Raw genomic sequence first — 18,105 nt, forward strand, 5'->3', positions numbered from 1 at the left:
TTCGGCGACTATGATCATTCCGGTCGACAGATATTACGACTTTTGGTCTTGTCGACCGGTAAAGAGCAGCGAAGCGCATTTGTGAAAGGAACACATGAAGAGGCGATTACTCGCTATTGCACTCGCGGGACTCACGCTGACGACCTTGCTCGCGCAGCCGGTCCTCGCGCAGCCGGCCCCCGCTGAGCCGACGGTCGCGCAGGCCGCGGCCTCAGGATGGCGGCCCTCCGCACCGATCCAGTGGGCGGAGTGCGGCACCACTCACCCGGCCGAATGTGCGACCCTGAAGGTGCCGATCGACTGGAAGAAGCCGAGCGGGCCGACCCTCGACCTGGCGATCGGCCGGCTCAAGGCGCTGGACCCGGCCAAGCGGATCGGCGTATTGGTCGTCCATCCGGGCGGCCCCGGCGGCTCGGGGATCAGACCGTTCATCCTCAACCGCGCCATCCCGGACAGCGACCCGATCCGGCAGTACTTCGACCTCGTCAGCCTCGACCCGCGCGGCGTCGGCCGCAGCACCGAGGCGGTGTGCAGCGAGGACCTGGTCGACCGCACGCCGGTCACCTACCCGGCCAGCGAGGCCGAGTACCAGGCGTTCCTGCGGTTCAACGCGGACCTGTCGAAGGACTGCCGCGAGCAGACCGGCCCGCTGTTCGACCACGTCGACACCACCAGCGCGACCCGTGACGTCGACGCGATCCGGATGGCGCTCGGCGAGCGCAAGATCAGCTTCTTCGCGATCTCCTACGGCACGCAGGTCGGCCAGCAGTACGCGGAGTTGTTCCCGGGGAACATCCGCGCGATGGCCATCGACTCCAACATGGACCACAGCATCACCTCCGCGTGGCAGTACCTGAAGACCACGACGGAGGACTTCGAGGGCAGCTTCCTCGAGTTCGGCAAGTGGTGCGACGAGACCACGGCCTGCGCACTGCACGACCAGAACGTCGTCGGCCTGTGGGACGGGCTGCACGCGAAGGCGACGGCCGGTGACCTGACGGACCCCGCCGACGGCCATCCGATCTCCGCCGAGGAGCTCCGGGTGGGCCTGTTCGACTACATGTACGACCCGAGCGGCTGGTTCGAGGCCGCCGACTGGCTGAAGGCCCTCGCCGAGGGCACGCCCCCGGCACCCTCGGCCACCACCAAGGCGGCAGTGGTCAACAACCCCTACCCCGCCATCTGGTGCTCCGACTGGAAGTGGGACGTCAAGGACTTCGCCCAGCTCGACCAGTACCGGCGGTGGCTCGAAACGGTCGCCCCGCACACGAAGCTCTCGCCGTTCTGGTCCGACGTGGTGAACTGCCTCAACTGGCAGGGGCCGGTGTCCAATCCGCAGTACCGGCTCAAGATCAGTGGCAACCCGCCCATCCTGCTGGCCACGGCCCGCCATGACGTGGGCACCCCGGCGGCGTGGAACCACGCGGCCGCGCAGCAGATCCCGCGGTCGGTCCTGCTCGAGTACGAGGGCGTCGGGCATGGCCAGTTCCGCAACAGCGTCTGCGCCCATGACAAGATCGTGAACTACCTGATCGAGCTCAAGACGCCGCCGCACGGCACCCGCTGCGCCCCGGAGTACCCGGCGCAACCATCCGCCCTGACGGACTCCACGAGGAACTGGCCGCTCCGCCAGATCGGCCGCCCCGTTCACACCCGCTGACACCACAACCTCGCGACACCCTCGGCAGCGCCCGCACCCCTGCGGGCGCTGCCCCTTTTATGCGGCAGGTTCGGCGCGCGCTGTCCGACGGCCCGAACAGTCTCGGGCCGATCGGTGAAGGAAGGGTGACCATCCACACCGCGGAAGGCAGGCGATGACACGAAAGCCCACCCCATGGCTCCGGTGACACGGGAGCTGCCCATGGTCGTACGTTCACCGCCCCCCGCCCCGACCAGTGGGTCTACATCGAGACGCGATACCAGTCTCCCGGCGAACCTGCCGCAGGCGAGGTGCGGACCTCCGAGACGCCGTTGAAAACGAGGGTGGCCGGACAGCGGCCCTGAACCTCCTGTACGCGAACTTCCGTGTGACAGGGCCCCTGGCCGGTCGGGACGGCGGGGTGTGCGATGGCCGGCGGGCCGCCAAGGTCCGCCGGGACCCGCTATTTCGCGTGGAGGTCCAGTAGCTCTGCCGTGATGTCCGCGAGGCGAGCCGCTGACTCCGGTGAGAAGAGCCTGCTTCGAACGCTCAGCTCGTCGTACATGTTGAACGCGCTGAGCGGCTCCTTGGGCGGGTCGTCGAGAAGCCGGAGGATCGGAGGCGCGACGGCGGTGGCGGGTTTCGCCAGTGCCTTCTGCTGCTCGATGTACGCCGCCGTCGGCGGGTCGAACTCACCGACGAAGCCCGTCGATGTCGTCCCCGGGTGGAACAGCACGTACTTGACCTGGCCCTTGCCGTGGCGCTCGGCGAAGGTGACCCCGAGCAGATCGTTGAGTCGCCCGGTCATGAACATCGCCCGCACGCCGTCGTACTGCCGGGCACTCTGCAGATCGTCCCAGTCGATCGGTGTGTCGTGGCCCGGGCCGGCCACGTTGACGACCACCGCGCCATCCGCTTTCTCGAAGGCGCCGAGCAACCCGTAGCTGAACAGGACGCGACTCAGGTAGAAGAGCGCGAAGTTGTCTTCGAAGCCATCGGGGGTCACCGACCGGTACGTCCGGAAGAAGCGCGCGCACATCACGAGGCCGTCGATTCTCGGGTAGGCCTCGAGCAGATCGCCGACGACGCGCCGGGTGTCCGACACCAGACTGAGGTTCGCCGGGAAGAAGGCCGCACTTCCTGGCGCATCGGCCGCCTCGCGGATGAGACGGTCGGCCTTCTTCGAGTCCGTTCCGATCACTACGGCGTGATCTCCCCGGGAGATCAGCGCGCGAGCGACGGCCGCCCCGATTCCATCGGTGCCACCCGTGATCACGAATGTCTTCGTCAAGTCAGTGTCCTTAGTCCGCGGTCGCAGGTGCGTTCATGGCCTGCGGGAAGGTCCGCACGACAGCGCGGGCAGGCCACGACTTGTGAACCGGTTGGTTGTCCGAACCGAACCAGATTAACAGTTGTACTGAACCAGCAGGTTAAATCTGGCTCGACGGCAGCTTGTCGGCCGCCCCACGACTCCGCGTCGCTCCACCGTGTCCCTACGGAAGCCGATCCCGACTTTCATGGAATAGTGCCATGAATGCTGACATAAGATGATTTGGCCTTTTCGCACAGATTTGCATGGCTCCTGATGGCGAGAAAAGAACGGCGGGCCGACGCGGCCTTCCACCCGGGCACACGCGGCCGAAGCGAAAAGGGCATTGGACACGAGATGGAGCGCATGATATTGCCATCTGGGCCGTGAGCTGTGGGTTTGTAACGGTGAGCCGTGTGGCCGCGATTTCGGGTAGGCCGCCCGACCGCATACCCGCTCACCACACTCTGGAGCCCGTGTGTCCACTTCCCAAAAAGCGTCCCGCCCGATTTCCCGCGCCGCCTTGGAAGGAGAAATACACGCCGCTCACGGCCGCGGAAGCCTCTTGCCGCACTGGCTGACGCGCCTGTTCTCGGCGTACTTCGGCGTCGACTTCTCGGCCGTCCGATACCATGCCGGTCCCGTCGCCGACCGGCTCGCGGGCGCGGCCGGGGCGCGGGCCTTCGCCGCCGGGGGCGAGATGTACTTCCGGTCCGGCGCCTACGACCCCGGCACGCTCGACGGGCTGCGGCTGCTGTGCCACGAGGCGACGCACGTCGCACAGCAGCACGCCGGCGCGCGCGCCCACCAGGCGGGGCGCGGGCTCGTCATCGGCCGTCCGGACGACCCGGACGAGACGATGGCCGACATCTGCGCGGGCGAACTGCTCGCCCTCGCCCGCGGGGAGCGAGCCGGCATCGGCACCGGCCGCGCACGCCTGGCGCACCGGGCCGCCCACCGTCTCCGGGGCGGTGGCGCCCTCGTCCTCCAGCGGGCGATCGGCCTGGAGATCGAGGTGTCCATCCCCATCGACAAGCTCACCCCCGCCGAGGTGGCGCAGATCAAGGCCGAAGTCGCCAAGGAGTCCGTCGCGGGGCTTCCGAAGAAGCAGGGGCACCGCATCACCGCGGTCGGCATGCGGGACATGAACGGCAGGGTCAACTACGGGACCATACGTAATCCCGCCAACGGTTACCGGGTCGACGCCGACCACGACGACCGCGTGCTGCCGCCGGAGCCGATGGGGGCGGGGTGGCCGATCCGCCAGGGTAGCCGGGACTCGATCATCGAGATCGTCATGGACCCTCCGGCGGTCGGCCAGGCCCAGCTCACCGCGGCCATGAACAACATCGACGCCTTCATCACCCAGATCGGTGTTCAGACCAACCAGCTCACCACCCGTTGGGTCGGCGCGTTTCCGGCGCTCGGCGCCCCCGCGATGCCCCTCCCGGTCAGCTTGGGGCCTTTCGACTACACCGACACCGGCGCCTACCCTGCGATCCGGGTACCGCAGCACAACCTCGAGGGCAGCATCCAGGTCAACATCGGCATCGACCTGCGCGAATACCACAGCCTTCTGAAGTGGTACGCCGAATCGCAGTACGCCGTCGCGACCCGCGTGCCGACCCCTACCGAGCAGAGCATCTACCGCGACATCAAGGACCACATCCGGGAGGCGGTCGACATCGGGCGCAACCTCGCCGACCAGGCGTACAACGCCGCCACCACAGCTCAACGCGCGCAGGCGGGCAACTTCCGCGGGCTGCGCGGATGGCTCACCCACCTCGCGCTCTACCTCCGCCGCGGCACGCTGACGCTGGGCGATCTCAGCGGTTCCGCCAAGAACCTCGCGCCGGTGCTCATCAAGAGCCCGAACAGCGTCATCACCACCTATGGGATGACCCCCGCTGAGCAGGCTTATTTCACGGCCAACCAGACCGCTCTGATGAACTCGCTCTTCACCGCCACAGGAAGAGCCGCCGACGTCGGCACGCCGCTCGCCGCGGTCGACGTCTTCGCCGCGGCACCCGGCGACACCGACGCCGCCACCTTGTCGAACATGGCGGCCGGCGTCGCCGGCGTCGCGCTGGCCGGTCAGCCCGTCGCCAATCCGACCGGAGTCGGCGGCAGGCGCATGGGCAACGCGGCGGTTCAGGGGTTGCCCACTGTCCCGGCCGGCAACGTGGGCGGCGGCGCGAACACCCGCGGCGGCCTGGTCGCCGAGTTCCGTACGCTGCCCGGCTTCTACGACGGCACGGCCCAGTGGCGGGCCGTCGCGCAGGCGTTCTTCGACGCGGCGGAGACCCGCAACGCCCGTGACGGGATTTCCGACAACTGACGGCGACCCCACCCGGCTGAGCGAACTTCCCTCAGGCCGTGCGAGGTGATCAATCCAGAGCGCCGGGCGAGCCCGCACCGGCGCTCTGGTTCGCCGGGTCAATGAAGCCGGCGCCCCCCGAAAGCGTGGGGGAGAGGCGATATCGCCACCGGCCGTGTCCGGCTGGAGGCCCTGGGCCCGCCCTCACCCAGCCGATGACCGGCAGACAGAAATCCTTTTCACGGGAAACGGAATCGTTACCCCCGTGCCCAGGGGGCGGTTTCCGCAGAAGGGGCCCTGACCTCCGTCCCGGCGGAGAACATCCAGATGATCAGGACTATTGACAGCCTCTCAGGTTGCGCCTACGTTTCCGAAAAGGTTTTATGCGGGTTTCGGTGCGTCGCGAGGGCTGCAGAGGAGACGATCATGGAAGGCGGGATGCCCCGGCGCGGCGGCACGGCATCCGGCCAGACGGGCAACGTGCGGACCAGGTCGGCGGCACTGCGCGACGTCGCGGCGCTGGCCGGGGTGTCGACCATGACGGTGTCGCGCACGCTCAACGACCCCGAACGGGTGCGCCCGGACACCCGGGCGCGGGTCCTGGCGGCGGTGGAAAGGCTCGACTACCGGCCGAACCAGGCCGCCCGCCAACTGGTCACCGGCCGATCGGGCGTGCTGGGAGTGGTCGGCGTCGACACCAACCTGTACGGCCCGGCCGCCACGTTGTACGCGATCGAGCGGGCCGCCAGGAGGTCCGGCTACGCGGTCGACGTCGCCGGCCTCGGCTCGCCCGACCCCTGTTCGATCGCCGAGGGAGTGCGCCGGCTGCGCACCCAGCAGGTCGACGGCGTCATCGTCGTGGTGCCGCACGAAGCGGCCGCCGACGGTGTGCGCGAACTGCACCCCGGTCTCCCCCTGATCGCGGTGGACGCCGGATCGGGCATGCCCGTGCCGGTCGTCATGGCCGACCAGACCGGCGGCGCGGCCAGAGCCACCGGACACCTGCTGGGGCTGGGCCACGAGACGGTGTGGCACATATCGGGCCCGGTCGACTGGATGGCCGCACAGGGGCGCATCCAGGGGTGGCGCTCGGCCCTCCAGTCCGGTGGCCGGCTCGTGCCCGAGGTCCTGTCCGGTGACTGGAGCCCGCAGTCGGGCTACCGGCTCGGCCGGCACCTGGCGGGCGATCCGCACATCACGGCGATCTTCGTGGCCAACGACCAGATGGCCGTGGGGGTGCTGCGCGCGCTGCACGAGGCGGGGCGGCGCGTTCCCGAGGACGTGAGCGTGGTGGGCTTCGACGACATCCCCGAGGCCGGCTACCTGTGGCCGTCGCTGACCACGGTCCGCCAGGACTTCCGCGACCTCGGCGGTCAGGCATTCCGCCTGCTGCTCCAGCGGATGGAAGGAGGGGCCGTGCAGAGCTTCAAGATCATAAAGACGGAACTGGTCGTCAGAGGAAGCACCGGACGGGCGCCCTAGCGGCCGTCCGGCGGTATGCCGGATAGAAAATGCCGCGTTCCATTTGATGTTATCGATAACATATTTGTTAGCCGGAAAATCGCGGTGACTATTCGCCGTTCGCGCAGCTCGCGGCACACTGACAGTCGAATGCTTGACAGGCTTCATGTTATGGAAAACACTCGGTGCAGCCTCAGGCGAAACGCGCGGCGGTTCCTTCGCGAGAAGAATTCGGAGCGCGATCGAAAAGAATTGTTAGCGCTAACAAAAGGCGATAACGCCAGTCACCCTTAGGAGCGCCGCATGAGACGACGATGGACGACCGCCCTGGCCGCGATCGCCTTGACCGCACTCGTTCCCGCCACCGCCGGGCCGGCCCAGGCCGCCGCCCCGATCACCACCGCGATCTACACCGCCGACCCGGCGGCCCTGGTCGTCGGGAACACCCTGTACCTCTACACCGGCCACGACGAGGCGCCCGCCGGCGGCACCAACTTCGTCATGCGTGACTGGCACGTCTTCACCTCGACCGACGCGAGCACGTTCACCGACCAGGGGGCCAAGATGTCCCTGGCGACCTTCCCGTGGGCCGGCGCCGACGCCTGGGCCGGCGAGGTCGAGCCGCACAACGGCAAGTACTACTGGTACGCCCCGGTCAACGGCAACGGCCCGGGATGGATGGACATCGGCGTCGCGGTCGGCAACTCCCCGACCGGCCCGTTCACCGACGCCAAGGGCGGCCCGCTGATCAGCGACAGCACCCCCGGTTCGTCCCCGCTCAACATCGACCCGACCGTCTTCACCGACGACGACGGCCAGGTCTACATGTACTGGGGCTCCTACTACGGGGTGCGCGCGGCCAGGCTGAACTCGGACATGATCTCGCTGAACGGCCCGGTCGTCACCCCGCAGGGAGTCTCGAACTTCTGGGAGGCGCCCTGGATGTTCAAGCGCAACGGCACCTACTACCTGGCCTACGCGGCCAACGACTCGGGCTGCTCGGCGCCGGGCTACGCCTGCGTTCGCTACGCCACCGCGAGCAACCCGATGGGGCCGTGGACCCAGCGGGGCGTGGTGCTCGACCAGGTCACCTCGACCACCAACCACCCGGCCATCATCGAGTTCAACGGCCAGTGGTACATGGTCTACCACAACGCCGGAGCCCCCGGCGGCGGCAACTTCCGCCGGTCGGTCACCCTGGACAAGCTGTACTGGAACGCCGACGGCACCATGCAGAAGGTCGTCCAGACCACCGGCCCGATCGGCGGAGGCGGCGGCCAGCCCCCGTCCGGCACCAACCACGCGCTGACGGCCACCGCGTCCACCTCCTACGTCTCCCCGTGGGAGACGCTCGGCGCGATCAAGGACGGGTACGTCCCCAGCGGCTCGGCCGACCACAGCCACGGCGCCTACGGCAACTGGAGCCACCAGGGCACCGAGTGGATCGAGTACCAGTGGCCCACTGCCCGCACCCTCGGCAAGGTCGCGACCTACTGGTTCGACGACGACCAGGGCATCGACCTCCCCGCCTCCTGCCAGGTCCAGTACTGGAACGGCAGCGCGTACGTCAACGTGCCCGGCCAGTCCTCCTGCGGCGTCGCCGGGAGCACCTACAACGTCACCACGTTCACCCCGGTCTCCACGACCAGACTGCGGCTGAACATCACCTCTAGGCCGGGCTACTCCACCGGCGTCCTCGAGTGGATGGCGCTCTAGCACCCCTGACCCCGCGCCACCCTGCCCGTTCCCGTCGCACCCAAGGTGCGGCACGACGAATCACGGAGGTTCCCGATGAGACGATGGTGGGCGGCGGCCGTCCCCGCGTTGGTGCTCGGCCTGCTGCTGTCTCCCGCCGGCGTGACTCCGGCGGCGGCGGCGGATCCCAACCTGGCGCCCGCGGCGACCGCCTCGGCGTCCTACACCTCGCCCTGGGAGAGCGTGGCCGCGGTCAACGACGGCATCGACCCGCCGTCGTCCAACGACACCGTCAACCGGCGCTGGGGCACCTGGCCCAACACCGGTGAGCAGTGGGCCCTGCTCACCTGGCCGACCGGCCGGGCGCTGACCTCGGCCGACGTGTACTTCTTCGACGACAACGGCGGCGTGCGCGTGCCCGCCTCGTGGAAGCTCCAGTCATGGAACGGCAGCGCCTACGCCGACCTTGCGGGCGCGAGCGCGTACGGCAGGGCGCTCAACCAGTACAACCACGTCACCTTCCCCCCGGTCACCACCACCCGGCTCCGGGTGCTCCTGCAGGGCGGCACCACCTCGGTGGGACTGCTGGAGGTCAAGGCCAACGGAACCATCCCCGGCGGCGGCTCCACCGGGTGGAACCCGCCCGCGAACCTGGTGACCCCGCTCAACGAGGTGTGGCAGCACTACGTGGACACCTACCCGCAACTGAACACCTTCAGGAACTACGGGTGGGACCAGGTCATGGCCAACGGCGGCAGCCTCAACTACTGCGTGCGCTGGGACTCCAGCGCGCCCGTCTCCTCCGCGCTGCGCGACCAGATCCACGCCGCCCTGGCCCGCCAGATGAAGAAGTGGACCGACCTGATGGCCGGCCACAACGGCTGGCCCTACACCAGCGTCCCCGTCAAGGTCGTCGGCTGGGCGGTGCGCGACCGCGCCACGCTGCAGTGGAGCGACAACTCCGTGGACGTCTACGTGAACGACATCCGCGAGGGCGCCCCGCAGTGCTCCGAGCCGTGCGGGCGCTTCTTCCACCAGAACGGCCAGTATCCCAACTGCCCGGGCGGGGCCGCCCGCCACTACGACATGTCCCTGTGGCTCACCGCCGGGATGGGCGGCGGAGCGGGCGGCGACTGGGGGCAGCGCATCGGCAGCGAGTACTTCGTCGGCGCGCTGAACACCGACAACATCCACATACTCCTGCACGAGATGGGCCACAGCTTCGGGCTGGACGACTTCTACGACTGGACGCCCACCGGTGTCGGCGGCTTCCTCATGAAGGCCGGCAGCGCCACCCAGATCACCGATTTCGACGCCTGGATGTTCCGGGACTGGTGGCGCCATCTCAAGAGCCATTACGGCTACTGACCACCGAACCGGCACGTGGACGCCGGCCCGCCGCGCGGCGGACCGGCGCCCCCGGCCTCCTGGCGCAGGACGCGGGAGGAGCGGCCCTTGCGCTGTTCGTGCGCAAGGTCACAGCCACACAGATCTCTAGACAGCAGGGGTCTGACTATCGCTCAAAGATTCGACAGAAGGGCTTACCCCCATGGCTGAAGCCAGGGGTCCGCACCCTAGATCTCCGATCGAAGGCGTGACCCTCACCGGCATCAAGAACTGACCACCCCAGAACCGTCCCCTCTCAGAAAGGCGTAAAGGAATGAGGAGATCAGCGATAGCGGTGGCCCTCGCCGGGCTCGCCGTGCCGTTCCTGATCAGCACCCCCGCCGCGGGGGCCGCGCCCGCCGCCCAGGTCGTCGACATGTTCGGCCGGACCGTCAACGACTACGGCGTCAAGCTGGTCGACTGGGAGGGCTACATCGCCAACCCCTACGTCGAGCTGACCGTCAAGCCCCCGCAGGGTGTGCCGTACCCGGTGACGATCAACCTCAAGGCCGAGGGCACGTCCCGGCTCATGATGGACCTGCCCAGCCAACTCACCGCCACCGGGGCCACCAAGACCCTCACGTTCGCCAGTGCGAGCGACCAGAAGGTCTTCCGGCTGGCGATCCACTCCAAGCGCGCGCCCGGCTCCGACGAGCAATACACGCTGAGGCTCACCAGCAAGGACGCGAGCAACGCCACCTACCAGCAGACCATGCCGATCAGGGTCCAGCAAGACCAGAAGACCGCGATCGAACCCGGCATCCCCCTCCACTTCGACTACCGGTACGACACGATCACCGGCTACTTCAACGCCCCGGCCTTCCGCACCGCCGCCGAGGAGGCCGTCAAGGACTGGTACCGGTTCTTCGACGTACAGCCGTTCGACACCGTGGCCGCCGGCGCCGAGAACAACCACCTGCCGGGCAACGACTGGGCGAACAACATCACCGTCACCAACGACCAGGCCTACAACGGCATGTGGGTCTTCTTCCGGGGTATCCAGAGCCCTTATTCCACCGGGTATCCCGCCGCCAACGGCAAGTACAGCACCAGGAACGGCCAGCAGGTCCCCGGGCCGCTGCACCGCTCCACCGCGATGATCTTCGAGTACGACGAGGCGGGCAAGCAGCTCTTCACCTCGCTGGCCGACGAGGACTGGTACAAGACCGAGATCCAGGGCTCCGTGCTGGACGTCTACGGCCTGGTCATGCACGAGTACGGCCACGCCGTCGCCTACCACAGCGACTGGGCCGGCATGCGCGCCTACGTCAACGCCTCGGGGGCCGGCGACCAGGAGGTGATCGACTACCAGGGCCGGGCGGTGCCGCTGGACACCAGCTACCACATCCCGGGCACCGAGCCCTACTGGGACAGGATCAGCGGGCAGAACGGCGGCTGGATGCACATGTTCCCCACCCGCAGGTGGATGCCGACCAAGCTGTCCCTGCTCATCGCCGAGAACGCGGGATGGAAGCTCAACCACGACCTCACCCCGTTCCTCAAGCCGTCCATCACCACCGGCAGCCTGCCGCAGGCCACGCCGGGGCAGGCCTACCAGCAGACGCTCGCCGCCAAGGGCGGCGTGCCCTTCTACGACTGGCGGGTAACCGGCGGCACGCTGCCCGCCGGGCTCAGCCTGGACCGCTTCACCGGCGCCATCAGCGGCCAGGTCACCGCGTCCGCCGGGTCCTACTCCTTCACCGTGCAACTGCGCGACTACGACAAGCTGAGCACGCCGGTCACCAAGACCTTCCAGATCAGCGTTGGCACGGGCACGCCCTCGCCGGTGAACCAGGCCTCCGGCGCGACCGCCTCGGCGTCCTACACCTCGCCCTGGGAGAGCGTGGCCGCGGTCAACGACGGCATCGACCCGCCGTCGTCCAACGACACCGTCAACCGGCGCTGGGGCACCTGGCCCAACACCGGTGAGCAGTGGGCCGAGCTGACCTGGCCCTCGGCCAAGACGCTGAGCTCCGCCGACGTCTACTTCTTCGACGACAACGGCGGCGTGCGCGTGCCCGCCTCGTGGAAGCTCCAGTCATGGAACGGCAGCGCCTACGCCGACCTGCCCGGCGCGAGCGCGTACGGCAGAGCTCTCAACCAGTACAACCACGTCACCTTCACCCCGGTCACCACCACCCGCCTGCGCGTCCTGATCCAGAGCGGCGCGGCCTCGGTCGGCCTGCTCGAGGTCAAGGCCTTCGGCACGTGACGGGCCTTGGCCAGGCGGCGCCGGATGACCGGCGTGGCGGGATGGTCCTCGCCTAAGCGGGCGGCGTCGCCGTGGCCGGTCAGACCGTGGAGTCGCGGATGATCAGACGGCAGGGCATCCGGTGGACACCCGGGGTCGCCCGGCCGTCGATGGCCGCGAACAGGTGCTGCGCCGCGGTGCGGCCCAGCATCTCCAGGCTCATGTCGACGGTGGTGAGCGGGGGCCTGGTCTCGGTGGACAGGACCTCCCAGTTGTCGTAGCCGACGACCGCGAGGTTCTCCGGCACCCGATGGCCCCGCTCGCGCGCGGCCTCTACCAGGCCCGCCGCTATCTGGTCGCTGCCGCACACGACCGCGTCGGTCTCGGGATCGTTGCGGAAGATCACCTCGGCGGCCTGCCGGCCCCAGCGCTGGGACCACTCCCCGTACAGGACCTGGCCCCCCGACAGGGGGAGCCCGGCCTCCTCCAGCGCGCCCATCACACCGGCGGCGCGGTCGCGCGCGGCCTGGTAGTGGATCGGGCCGGTGACATGGGCGATCCTGCGACGGCCAAGGGTGAGCAGGTGGCGGACGGCCTGCGCGGCGCCGTCCACGTCGTCGGGCACGAAGGACACATCGCCGGGGTCGTCGGACGGCGCGTAGGCGTACACCACGGGCACCGCCAGGTCGCGGCTGATCGACGGGCGGGCGTCGGTGCTCTCGCCCACCACGATCAGGCCGTCGACCCTGCGCGCCAGCAATGTGCGGATGTAGTGCTGCTCGCGGATCGCGTCACCGCGGGCGTCGCAGAGCAGCACCGCCATCTCGCCGGAGCCGAAGGCGTCCTCCGCACCGAGCAGCACCGGGATGCCGAACCGGCCCACGCTGTCGCTGGTGAGCAGCCCCACGGTGCGGGTCTGCCCGGACAGCAGGCTGCGGGCCAGCGCGTTCGGCTGGAAGGAGAGCTCCTTCGCGGCCAGGAAGACGCGCTCGCGGGTCTCCGCGCGCACCTGGCCACGCCCGTTTAGCGCCTTGGACACGGTCGCGATGGACACCCCGGCGCGGGCGGCCACATCGGTGATCGTGGCGGGTCGTTGGGGTTCCATTTCGACGAAAGCCTTTTCCGTTGAGAAGTCCTGGTGCTGCTGAAGATAGTCGCCAGTTCGTAACGGGACAAGTCCTTCCACAGCCATTGACGGTGGCGTACGTTGCGGTTACGTTTCCGAAAACCTTTTACGTGTCCTCCTGCAGGCTTTTCGAGGAGAGACCAGCCCTCGCCGATTACGGCCACACCCCCCCTGACAAGGAGCACCGATGTTCACGAGACTGCCGTCGATCACGGCCGCAGCGCTCCTGGCCGTGGCCCTGGCGGCCTGCGGCAGCGGCGGCGACAAGCCCGGAACCTCCGGGAAGGATGCCTCCAGCGGCCCGGTCACCGTCACCATGTGGACGCGCGCCGCCACCCAGGCGCAGAGCCAGCGCCTCGTCGACGCCTACAACGCCGGCCACGCCAACAAGGTCAAGCTCACCGTCATCCCCACCGACAACTACCAGCCGAGAATCGCCGCCGCGGCCGGGGCAGGGCAGCTTCCCGACATCTTCGCCGCCGACGTCATCTTCGTCCCGAACTACACCTCGCAGGGCCTGTTCCTCGACGTCACCGACCGTGTCGACAAGCTGCCGTTCAAGGACTCGCTCGCCCCCTCGCACATGCGCCTCGGTACCTACGAGGGCAAGCTCTACACGCTGCCGCACACCCTGGACCTGTCGGTCTGGTTGTGGAACAAGGACCTGTACAAGAAGGCGGGACTCGACCCGGACAAGGGGCCCGCCACGCTCAAGGAGTTCGCCGAGCAGGCCACCACGATCCAGAACAAGCTGGGCAAGGACGGCAAGGTCCACGGCACGTTCTTCGGCGGCAACTGCGGCGGCTGCTACGTCTTCACCTTCTGGCCCTCGGTCTGGGCCGCGGGCGGTCAGGTCATGAACGACGACGGCACCCAGTCACTCGTCGACAGGTCCCCGATGACCGACGTCTTCTCGATCTACCGCGACCTGTACGACAAGGGCGCCACCGGGCCCACCACCAAGGAGGAGCAGGGCCCGACCTGGACCGGCTTCTTCCCCAAGGGGGAGATCGGCGTCATGCCGATGCCGTCCACCACGCTCGGATCCATGCCCGCCGGCATGGACATCGGCGTCGCGCCCATCGCCGGCCCCGACGGCGGCGGGTCCACGTTCGTCGGCGGCGACTCCGTCGGCATCTCCGCCACCTCGCGGCACCCCGACGCGGCCTGGGACTTCCTCGCCTGGACGGTCTCCGACGAGGCCCAGGTCGAGGTCATGGCCAAGAACAAGGACGTGCTCGCCCGCACCGACCTGTCCGGCAACAAGTACTCCGCCGCCGACCCCCGGGTCGTGCTGATCAACTCGCTGGTGGCCAAGGGGCAGACGCCCTACGCCCTGAAGTTCGGCCAGACCTTCAACGACCCGCAGGGGCCGTGGCTTCGCCTGGCCCGCGAGGCCCTCTTCGGAGACCCGTCGAAGGTGGTCCGGCTCAACGACGCCGTCAACCAGTCTCTCCAGCAGTGACCGGCATGACCGGTGTCACGGCCACCCGTCCTGGCCACGGCGGTCACGCCGTGGCCAGGCGCCGGGACCTGCGCAAACTCGCCGGGCTGGTGTACGCGGCACCCACCGCCGTGATCGTCGCGACCCTGTTCGTCGCCCCCCTCGTGCTCGTCGGCGTGATGTCGCTGAACAAGTGGCCGTTGATCGGCTCGCCCACGTTCAACGCGCCGAAGAACTACGCCAAGATCACCGAGGATCCGCTGTTCCTCGACTCCGTCTGGTTCACGCTGAAGTACACCGCGATCATCACGGTGCTGCTCTCGGCGCTGGCCCTGGGCCTGGCACTGCTCGTCCAGGAGCGCAGGCCAGGCGTCGGGTTCTTCCGCACGGCGTTCTTCCTGCCCGGCGCGGTCGGCTTCGCCGCGGCGGCCCTGCTGTTCTACGGCTTGCTCAACAACGACGTCGGGCCGTTCGGCTTCCTCGGCGTCAAATGGACCGGAACGCCGAACATGGCGTTGTTCTCCACGATCATGCTGGTCCTTTGGCGGTTCGCCGGGTTCAACATGCTGATCCTGCTCACCGGCCTCCAGGCCATTCCCGTCGCCGTCTACGAGGCGGCCAGGAGCGACGGCGCGACCCGCTGGCAGGTGTTCACCCGGATCACGCTGCCCCTGCTGCGCCCCACGATCGCGCTGATGCTGATCCTCAGCGTCACCGGGTCCCTGCTCGCCTTCGACCAGTTCTTCATCTTCACCAACGGCGGCCCCGACAACAGCACGGTGTCGATGGTGATGGTGATCTACCGCAACGCGTTCTTCCGATTCGACCTCGGCGGCGCGGCGGCGCTCTCCGCCGTGCTGCTCGTCGTGCTGGTCGCGCTCAACGCCATCCAGTTGAAGGTGCTCAAATGAGGTACTACTCCTCACGGTCGGCGCTGGCCGTGCTCTTCCTGTTCCCGCTGCTGTGGAGCGGCTGGTCATCGGTGCGCGACCAGACCGGCGGCTACACGCTCGGCAACTACGCGCAGATGGCGAGGTTCGGCGAGGGCCTGCCCCGCTACGTCGGCAACAGCCTGGCCGTCTCCGTGATGACCGTCGCCGCGACCCTCGCCGTGGCCACCCTCGGCGGCTACGCGTTCGCCCGGTTCAGCTTCCCCGGCAAGAACCTGCTGTTCCTGGCCACGCTCGCGATCCTCATGGTGCCCTACCCGACGATCCTCATCCCGCTGTACGTACTCCTCGGGTACGTCGGGCTGCAGAACTCGCTGGCAGGCCTGGCCCTCGTCTTCGTCATGTTCCAGTTGCCGTTCGCCATCTACATGATGCGCAACTCCTTCGAGGCGATCCCCCGGGAGATCGAGGAGTCGGCCCTGGTGGACGGGTGCGGCTCGCTGCGCGCGCTCACCCGCATCCTGCTGCCCGCCGTACGGCCCGGCCTGGTCACCGTGGGGCTGTTCGCGTTCCTGGCCTCGTGGAACGACTTCTTCGCCCCGTTGATCCTGCTCAACGACGGGTCCAGCTTCCCCCTGCCGGTCGCCGTCGTCAGCATGACGCAGCGGACGTTCGGCGCGATCGACTACGGCATGCTTCAGGCCGGCGTCATGGTCATGGCCGTGCCCTGCCTGGTCCTCTTCCTCGTCCTGCAGCGCCACTACGTCCGCGGATTCATGTCAGGAGCCTTGCGTGGTTAGTCCCGTCGTCCCGTCCTCCGGCCCGCTCACGCCCCTCGGCCTGTCCGATGTCCGCCTGTTGCCCGGGTTCTGGGGATCGCAGCCGACACAGACGATCATTGATCACTGCTACGAGTGGATGGACCGGGTCGGCTGGATCGCCAACTTCGCAGGGGCGCCGCGGCGCGGCCGGGAGTTCAGCGACTCCGAGGTGTACAAGCTGATGGAGGCCATGGCCTGGGCCGGCGACCCACGCGTCGAGGAGCTGACCCGGGTCGTCGCGGCGGCCCAGGAACCCGGTGGCTACCTCAACACGCGCTGGCCCGCCGCCCGCTACACCGACCTGGAATGGGGCCACGAACTCTACTGCTACGGCCACCTCATCCAGGCCGGAGTCGCCCGCATGCGCGTCCACGGCGAAGACGAGCTCGCCGAGGTCGTCCGCCGGGCGGCCGACCACGTGTGCGCGCGTTTCATGGAGGGAAACGAGGTCTGCGGCCACCCCGAGATCGAGATGGCCCTCATCGAGCTCCACCGCCAGACCGGCGCCGAACGCTACCTGGAGATGGCCCGCCGCTTCGTCGAGCGCCGCGGCGGTCCCGCGCTCGCCGACGTCGAGTTCGGCCGCGCCTACTTCCAGGACGACCTTCCCGTACGGCAGGCCGAGGTCTTCCGCGGGCACGCCGTACGCGCCCTCTACCTGGCCTGCGCCGTGGTGGACCTGGCCGTGGAGACGGGCGACAAGGACCTGCTGGAGACCGTCGAACGGCAGTGGGAGCGGACTGTCGCCCGGCGCACCTACCTGACCGGCGGGATGGGTTCGCGGCACTCCGGCGAATCCTTCGGCGACGACTACGAGCTACCGCCCGACCGCGCCTACAACGAGACCTGCGCCGGGGTCGCCTCGGTCATGCTGGCCCACCGGCTGCTGCTCGCCACCGGCGACCCCCGCTACGCCGACCTGATCGAGCGGACGCTCTACAACGTCGTCGCCGCGGGGCCGGCGCTGGACGGCCACTCGTTCTTCTATGCCAATCCGTTGCAGGTCCGGGTGGCCGGAGAGGTCGTGGAGGGCGTCAGTCCGCGCGCCGAGGGGGGCCTGCGCGCCCCCTGGCGTGAGGTGTCGTGCTGTCCCAACAACATCGCCCGCACGTTCGCCAGCCTCGCCGCGTACATCGCGACCGGGGACGACCGGGGCATCCAGATCCACCAGATCACCCCAGCCACGGTCGCCCACGACGGGCTGTCGCTGCGAATGGACACCGGCTACCCGTGGTCCGGGGGAGTCACCCTACGCGTCGAGGCCGCCCCCGAGGCCCCCCGCCGGATCACCATGCGGACCCCGGCGTGGGCGGGCGGCGGTGTGCGCGAATGGGAACGTTCCTGGCGGCCCGGCGACGAGATCCATGTGGACCTGCCGATGAGACCCCGCTGGGTCCGCCCCGATCCCCGCATCGACGGCGTACGGGGGTGCGTCGCCGTCGAGCGCGGCCCCCTCGTCTACTGCGCCGAGGCACCCGGTGACGCCCCGTCGCTGTCGGAGATCGAGGTCAGCACCGCCACCCTGCCCGTCGAACGCGGCCCCGACCTGGAGGTGGCCGCGCGCCGCGTCGAGACCGAGCGGAACGGCTGGCCGTACGGCGCGTTCGCCGGCGGCGCGGGGGAGCGGCTCGACCTGGGTCTGGTCCCGTACTACCGGTGGGGCAACCGCGGGCCCGCGACCATGCGCGTCTGGCTCCCGGAGGCCCGCTGAGGGCTCGTGACGGTCGTACTCGCCTGAGGCTCCCGGCGGCCGGCCATTCCGGAGCGCGGCGCCTCACCGAAATCCTTTGGGAAGTTTTTCGAGATACCGGGCATCGGCTCAGGGC

General features: G+C 68.8%; 12 protein-coding genes. 10 read left to right on the forward strand and 2 right to left on the reverse strand.

Annotation, left to right across the window (positions count from 1 at the left end; all coding sequences use genetic code 11):
* The first annotated feature begins 94 nt into the window (after nt 1–94).
* A complete protein-coding gene (locus OG589_RS12705) occupies nt 95–1,660 on the forward strand; it encodes an alpha/beta fold hydrolase (protein WP_405148877.1) in 1,566 nt (521 codons plus the stop codon).
* Between the two features lie 442 nt (nt 1,661–2,102).
* Here OG589_RS12705 and OG589_RS12710 read toward each other — a convergent pair whose 3' ends face one another.
* Nucleotides 2,103–2,930 carry an SDR family NAD(P)-dependent oxidoreductase gene (locus OG589_RS12710; RefSeq protein ID WP_405148879.1) on the reverse strand — a complete coding sequence of 276 codons (828 nt, stop codon included), beginning with the start codon at nt 2,928–2,930 and terminating at the stop codon, nt 2,103–2,105.
* Nucleotides 2,931–3,513: 583 nt separating this feature from the next.
* Between OG589_RS12710 and OG589_RS12715 the strand changes: the two genes are divergently transcribed.
* The 5 genes from OG589_RS12715 (at nt 3,514) to OG589_RS12735 (ending at nt 12,019) form a co-directional block, all read left to right on the forward strand.
* Nucleotides 3,514–5,286 carry a DUF4157 domain-containing protein gene (locus OG589_RS12715; protein WP_405148881.1) on the forward strand — a complete coding sequence of 591 codons (1,773 nt, stop codon included), beginning with the start codon at nt 3,514–3,516 and terminating at the stop codon, nt 5,284–5,286.
* Nucleotides 5,287–5,691: 405 nt separating this feature from the next.
* Nucleotides 5,692–6,747 carry a LacI family DNA-binding transcriptional regulator gene (locus OG589_RS12720; protein ID WP_405148883.1) on the forward strand — a complete coding sequence of 352 codons (1,056 nt, stop codon included), beginning with the start codon at nt 5,692–5,694 and terminating at the stop codon, nt 6,745–6,747.
* 282 nt (nt 6,748–7,029) lie between these two features.
* Entirely contained in the window at nt 7,030–8,442 is a 1,413-nt protein-coding gene (locus tag OG589_RS12725; RefSeq protein WP_405148885.1) for a glycoside hydrolase family 43 protein, read from the forward strand.
* 75 nt (nt 8,443–8,517) lie between these two features.
* Nucleotides 8,518–9,789 carry a hypothetical protein gene (locus OG589_RS12730; protein ID WP_405148887.1) on the forward strand — a complete coding sequence of 424 codons (1,272 nt, stop codon included), beginning with the start codon at nt 8,518–8,520 and terminating at the stop codon, nt 9,787–9,789.
* A gap of 292 nt (nt 9,790–10,081) precedes the next feature.
* Nucleotides 10,082–12,019 (forward strand): Ig domain-containing protein, encoded by a 1,938-nt coding sequence (locus OG589_RS12735; protein WP_405148889.1) that lies wholly within the window; start codon nt 10,082–10,084, stop codon nt 12,017–12,019.
* A 79-nt stretch (nt 12,020–12,098) separates the two neighbouring features.
* On the opposite strand, the gene OG589_RS12740 is transcribed toward OG589_RS12735, so the two are convergent.
* Entirely contained in the window at nt 12,099–13,103 is a 1,005-nt protein-coding gene (locus tag OG589_RS12740; RefSeq protein WP_405148891.1) for a LacI family DNA-binding transcriptional regulator, read from the reverse strand.
* A 208-nt stretch (nt 13,104–13,311) separates the two neighbouring features.
* Between OG589_RS12740 and OG589_RS12745 the strand changes: the two genes are divergently transcribed.
* From OG589_RS12745 to OG589_RS12760, 4 genes are read left to right on the forward strand one after another with little or no spacing between them, the layout of a single operon-like run.
* Nucleotides 13,312–14,589 (forward strand): ABC transporter substrate-binding protein, encoded by a 1,278-nt coding sequence (locus tag OG589_RS12745; RefSeq protein ID WP_405148892.1) that lies wholly within the window; start codon nt 13,312–13,314, stop codon nt 14,587–14,589.
* A 5-nt stretch (nt 14,590–14,594) separates the two neighbouring features.
* Nucleotides 14,595–15,479 carry a carbohydrate ABC transporter permease gene (locus OG589_RS12750; RefSeq protein WP_405148894.1) on the forward strand — a complete coding sequence of 295 codons (885 nt, stop codon included), beginning with the start codon at nt 14,595–14,597 and terminating at the stop codon, nt 15,477–15,479.
* Complete coding sequence (locus OG589_RS12755; RefSeq protein WP_405148895.1) at nt 15,476–16,258, forward strand: carbohydrate ABC transporter permease; 783 nt, start codon at nt 15,476–15,478, stop codon at nt 16,256–16,258. The genes OG589_RS12750 and OG589_RS12755 overlap by 4 nt, the downstream gene beginning before the upstream one ends.
* Nucleotides 16,251–17,990, forward strand: a complete 1,740-nt coding sequence (locus tag OG589_RS12760) for a glycoside hydrolase family 127 protein (protein ID WP_405148896.1) — start codon at nt 16,251–16,253, stop codon at nt 17,988–17,990. The genes OG589_RS12755 and OG589_RS12760 overlap by 8 nt, the downstream gene beginning before the upstream one ends.
* The last annotated feature ends 115 nt before the right edge of the window (nt 17,991–18,105 follow it).

Origin of the sequence: Sphaerisporangium sp. NBC_01403, assembly GCF_045040145.1 — a bacterium.
GTDB classification, from domain to species: domain Bacteria; phylum Actinomycetota; class Actinomycetes; order Streptosporangiales; family Streptosporangiaceae; genus Sphaerisporangium; species Sphaerisporangium viridialbum.